At 43.8% G+C, this 3,928-nt stretch carries 5 protein-coding genes; 2 read left to right on the top strand and 3 right to left on the bottom strand.

What is annotated here, in order from left to right; genetic code table 11:
- Nucleotides 1-94: 94 nt before the first annotated feature.
- On the bottom strand, nucleotides 95-1,159 hold the full coding sequence (locus MHN01_RS19180; protein WP_239412816.1) for an FAD-dependent oxidoreductase: 1,065 nt from the start codon (nucleotides 1,157-1,159) through the stop codon (nucleotides 95-97).
- Between the two features lie 129 nt (nucleotides 1,160-1,288).
- On the opposite strand from MHN01_RS19180, the gene MHN01_RS19175 reads away from it, so the two are divergent.
- The gene (locus MHN01_RS19175) at nucleotides 1,289-2,167 is read left to right on the top strand and encodes a LysR family transcriptional regulator (RefSeq protein WP_239412815.1); all 879 of its coding nucleotides are present in this window, start codon (nucleotides 1,289-1,291) and stop codon (nucleotides 2,165-2,167) included.
- On the opposite strand, the gene MHN01_RS19170 is transcribed toward MHN01_RS19175, so the two are convergent.
- Both MHN01_RS19170 and MHN01_RS19165 read right to left on the bottom strand, forming a co-directional pair.
- Nucleotides 2,154-2,693 carry a cysteine hydrolase family protein gene (locus MHN01_RS19170; RefSeq protein WP_239412814.1) on the bottom strand — a complete coding sequence of 180 codons (540 nt, stop codon included), beginning with the start codon at nucleotides 2,691-2,693 and terminating at the stop codon, nucleotides 2,154-2,156. The genes MHN01_RS19175 and MHN01_RS19170 overlap by 14 nt on opposite strands.
- Before the next feature lie 62 nt (nucleotides 2,694-2,755).
- A complete protein-coding gene (locus tag MHN01_RS19165; RefSeq protein WP_239412813.1) occupies nucleotides 2,756-3,208 on the bottom strand; it encodes an NUDIX pyrophosphatase in 453 nt (150 codons plus the stop codon).
- Nucleotides 3,209-3,484: 276 nt separating this feature from the next.
- On the opposite strand from MHN01_RS19165, the gene MHN01_RS19160 reads away from it, so the two are divergent.
- The coding region (locus tag MHN01_RS19160) for an MBL fold metallo-hydrolase (protein ID WP_239412812.1) at nucleotides 3,485-3,928 on the top strand (444 nt) is incomplete at its 3' end.

The raw sequence follows: 3,928 nt of genomic DNA, 5'->3' as shown, positions 1-3,928 counted from the left end.
CTCGAGCAGACTGGCTCGTTATAGATAGCCTCAAACAAAGTTATATTACTTTGTTTGAGGCTAAAGCCACATAAGCGCTATAACTTAACTCAAGTTACTCGGTGCCAAATGCTTTATACACTTTGCTAATAAATAAATCTTTCTGCTTCATGTTCATCAAAAACTTGGACGTCGTCACCGCAAAGGGCAGTTGTGCAACCCCACTCTTTTGCCCTGTAGGTATGAGTGCCATTAAGGGGTTACGCTTGTAGCCCTTGGTCTTTTTATCTTTAGCATCACGGATGATCAACTTTGCCAAGTAACTGCCTTGCTGCTGGGCAAGGTAGCCTAGCTTTGCCTCCCCCACATCAGCAACATCCCCAAGGGCATAGAGGTTTTTCTCTCCTACAACCTCAAGCTTTTCATTAACCTGGATATACCCATGCTCATTTAACGCATCGGATAAATGCGGCTTTAAGAATTCACTGTTTGGCAATATACCCGTCGCTTCAAAAACCAAATCAGCATCACTTACTATGCCTGTATTTTCATCGACATATTGCTGCTGCGTTTTTCGGTATCTGCTATTAAATTGGACTTCGACCCCAAGAGAGGTTAACTGCTCAAGAGATTTACGCTGAGCCTTTTCTCTAAAACCAGTGAGCAGAGCTCCTGTGTTATGGGCTAAGGTGATATTTTTTTCCGGGAATGCATAAGCAATCTCACCCGCCAATTCGACACCGACTACGCCACCGCCAATCACTAACACCTTGTCGGCACCTTCCAGCCTAGTATGAAAATCACTGAATTCCGTATTACGTGCCTCGATATCCAAGGCTACATTCGATTTTGCAACTGGCATGCCTGGATAGCGAGTACCCGATGCAATGACTGCACGCTTGAACACTATGTGTGTACCATTTTCCAATAACACCGATTCTCTCGACAACTCCACGACACCATTTTGAATGAACGTACTGGCAAGAAAGTCCTGATACTTTTTCCTCGCCCTGTCTCGTGTTTTTTCCGGGTCAGCAACATTTCGCAAAGTGGCAAAGGTGACTTCGAAGTAATCTTTCTTATCCACCAATGTTGTCTTTATGCCATTTTTCTCTAATTCCTGGGCAACCGAGACGCCTGCAAAACCGCCACCAATAATTAACACATCTGTCTGTATCACCGCTCGTTACCCCTATGTTCTCATCGAGACTGTTCGATATCGCTACTTGCGACAAGACTATCCAGTATCATTTATGCGGTAAATGAGCGAATATACACGTCATGTGTGCATTTTTGCGACGATTGATTGATGGATAAATGGAACGAAATCAGAACGGCCTATAAATTAGCCAAATTGAGAACCCTAAGTGCTACAGCTCTGGATATGGGCATTCACCGCTCAACAGTCATGCGACACATTGATGCCCTGGAAGAACATTTAGGGGTTATTCTTTTTCAACGCAATGATAAGGGCTACATTCCTACCGAAGCAGGACTCGATATCATGCGTTTGGGGGAAGTCACGGAGAACCACTTCTCACAACTGTCCTCACGATTAAAGAGCAAAGAGCAGCAGTTAGAAGGTACGATTACTATCACCAGCATTAGTGAAATGGCTGCCATGATTATGCCTGTGATAAAAGAATACCAGTCCCGTTATCCCAAGATGCGAGTTGATTTCATAGGCGACATCAGAAATCTTAACCTTGAGTATGGGGAAGCCGATATAGCCATCAGAAGCGGAGGAAAACCCACAACACCAGATAATGTTGTCCTGCCTTTCGCAGACATTCAACTGACGTTGTGTGCACATAAAAACTATATAGAACAGTATGGTTTACCCACTGAACGTGACTTCACTCATCATCACTATATCGCATTAAAAAGCAGGCCAGAGCATCTCACCTGGAATGAATGGGTTCACAACCATATCCCTGAAAATAACATTGTGTTCTTATGTTCCAGCCAGCAAGTGCTAACCCAGGCAATACTGAACGGATGTGGCATCGGCGTTCTTCCCAAGCAGACAGTCAGTGATATCGATACTTTGCTAGAAATTCCGATTCACAATGAGTGGTCAATTTCCACTTGGATTCTTGTACACCGGGATATGTTCAACATTGCCAAGATTAAAGCTTTTGTCGATATCTTACGAGAACAGAAAGAGTTTCCTATCAAGGTGCTTTAACTAAGCTCGCGGTTGGTATAGCGCCAATCTTAACCCCAAAACTTGAAATATTAGGTAACGTACAGTTGTGGTGCTCCCGAATTTGTTGCCCTGTCGCATGCCCTTTATCATGGGTAGTATGTGCATCAGCGACAAGATCAACCGAATAACCCAAACCCGCAGCACGCCTTGTGGTGGTATCGACACAAAACTCTGTCGCATAGCCGCAAATGATCAAATGTTCGATACCTGCCTGTTTTAGGATGGTTTCTAGCTCTGTATTCAGAAATGAATCTGGTGTCGTTTTGCGAACAAACTTATCGTTTGGTTCGACAACTAAACCACTCTGCAATTTCCAGCCATCACTTCCGAACTCAATAATCGAATCTGGTTGCTCATGCTGAATAAATATAACGGGGTGGTTGTAAGCACGCGCCCACTCAGTTACCTGGTTTATGCGCTCTACCACTTCCTTCGCTTCAAAAGGCTGAGGAGCAGGATCAATTAATACACGCTGTACATCTATTACTAATATGGCGGTTTTCATAAGACTCCTTTCATCATACTTGTCACAGTCAAGCTAAGGCTTACTACTTGAAAAGTGGCTTGTTACCCAATGTTCACTTTCAGCAACGAAGACGGCTCACTCAATACAAAGTTTGCCCAGATATGATCGTAAACATCTCTTTGCCCAGGGAATGAGACCAGCGCCTTTGCTTCATCCAACGTGCACCAACGATACTCCGTGTGCTCCGAGTTTAATGAAACTGCTTGATTCAATGGGCATTGCACAACAAATACAGGGATAATTTCAATAATATTCAGATTCGCTTCGTAGAACTGTTCAAAGCATTGAGCATTGTATAGCTCTGTAACTCCTATCTCGGTTTCTTCGTGAAACTCACGAATTATTGTTTGCCAACCGGTTTCACCCTCTTCAATAGACCCCGCCACATGGCACCAGAAGCCACCTTTGGTTCTCTTCATGAGCAACATTTTGACTTCGCCATCAACCTTTGAAAGCGCGACACCGGAGACCACCGATGAGTTTAATGGAATCATGCTTCCCCCCCTAGTCAGCTAGATTTTACTTAGCAACTACCAATTAAAATCAATAACTTAAATAAAGCCGTTCATATTAAGACTAGAAAGATACCAAGGCAATGACTTTCAGGTTAAAAGATAATAAACGCTAACCCCATCACTACCTGTTGCTAAAGCACTCACTTATTAGTTCACGGGCAGATACAATCTTGTTTGTAAATGTGCATTTTTCTGAACATATCAATCTCCTAAGATGCTAACCGAACTCGCTTGATATGTATTACGGAGAATGTCATGAAAAAACTAGCCCTACTTGCGGCATCAGTATTGCTTGCTAACGCAGCCACTGCTGCAACCACCGCGCCTTTAACACTGGATGTCTATAACGCTGATGGAAACAGCTTCCATGTCAACTCCACGCTTGTTTACGGTGACACTGAAGCCCTGCTTATCGATACCGGTTTTACCAAAGCCGATGCATTAAGAATTGCAGCCAAGGTGATTGATTCAGGCAAAGAACTTAAAACAATTTTCATTAGCCAGGCAGATCCTGATTACTATTTCGGAGCAGAGGTACTACACGGCCTGTTTCCTAAAGCAGAGATCATCACCACACCAGCTGTTAGAAAAGTTATCGAAGAAAAACTTGCCGGAAAGGTAGCCTATTGGGGGCCGAAGCTCGGCTCAAATGCGCCCGTCACGCCGGTTTTACCTGCGGCATATACAGAAAAGACACTG

Origin of the sequence: Photobacterium sp. OFAV2-7 (assembly GCF_022347985.1) — a bacterium.
Classification (GTDB): Bacteria; Pseudomonadota; Gammaproteobacteria; order Enterobacterales; family Vibrionaceae; genus Photobacterium.
The sequence above is the reverse complement of the archived record's forward strand: the minus strand, read 5'-3'. Positions and strand labels throughout refer to the sequence as shown.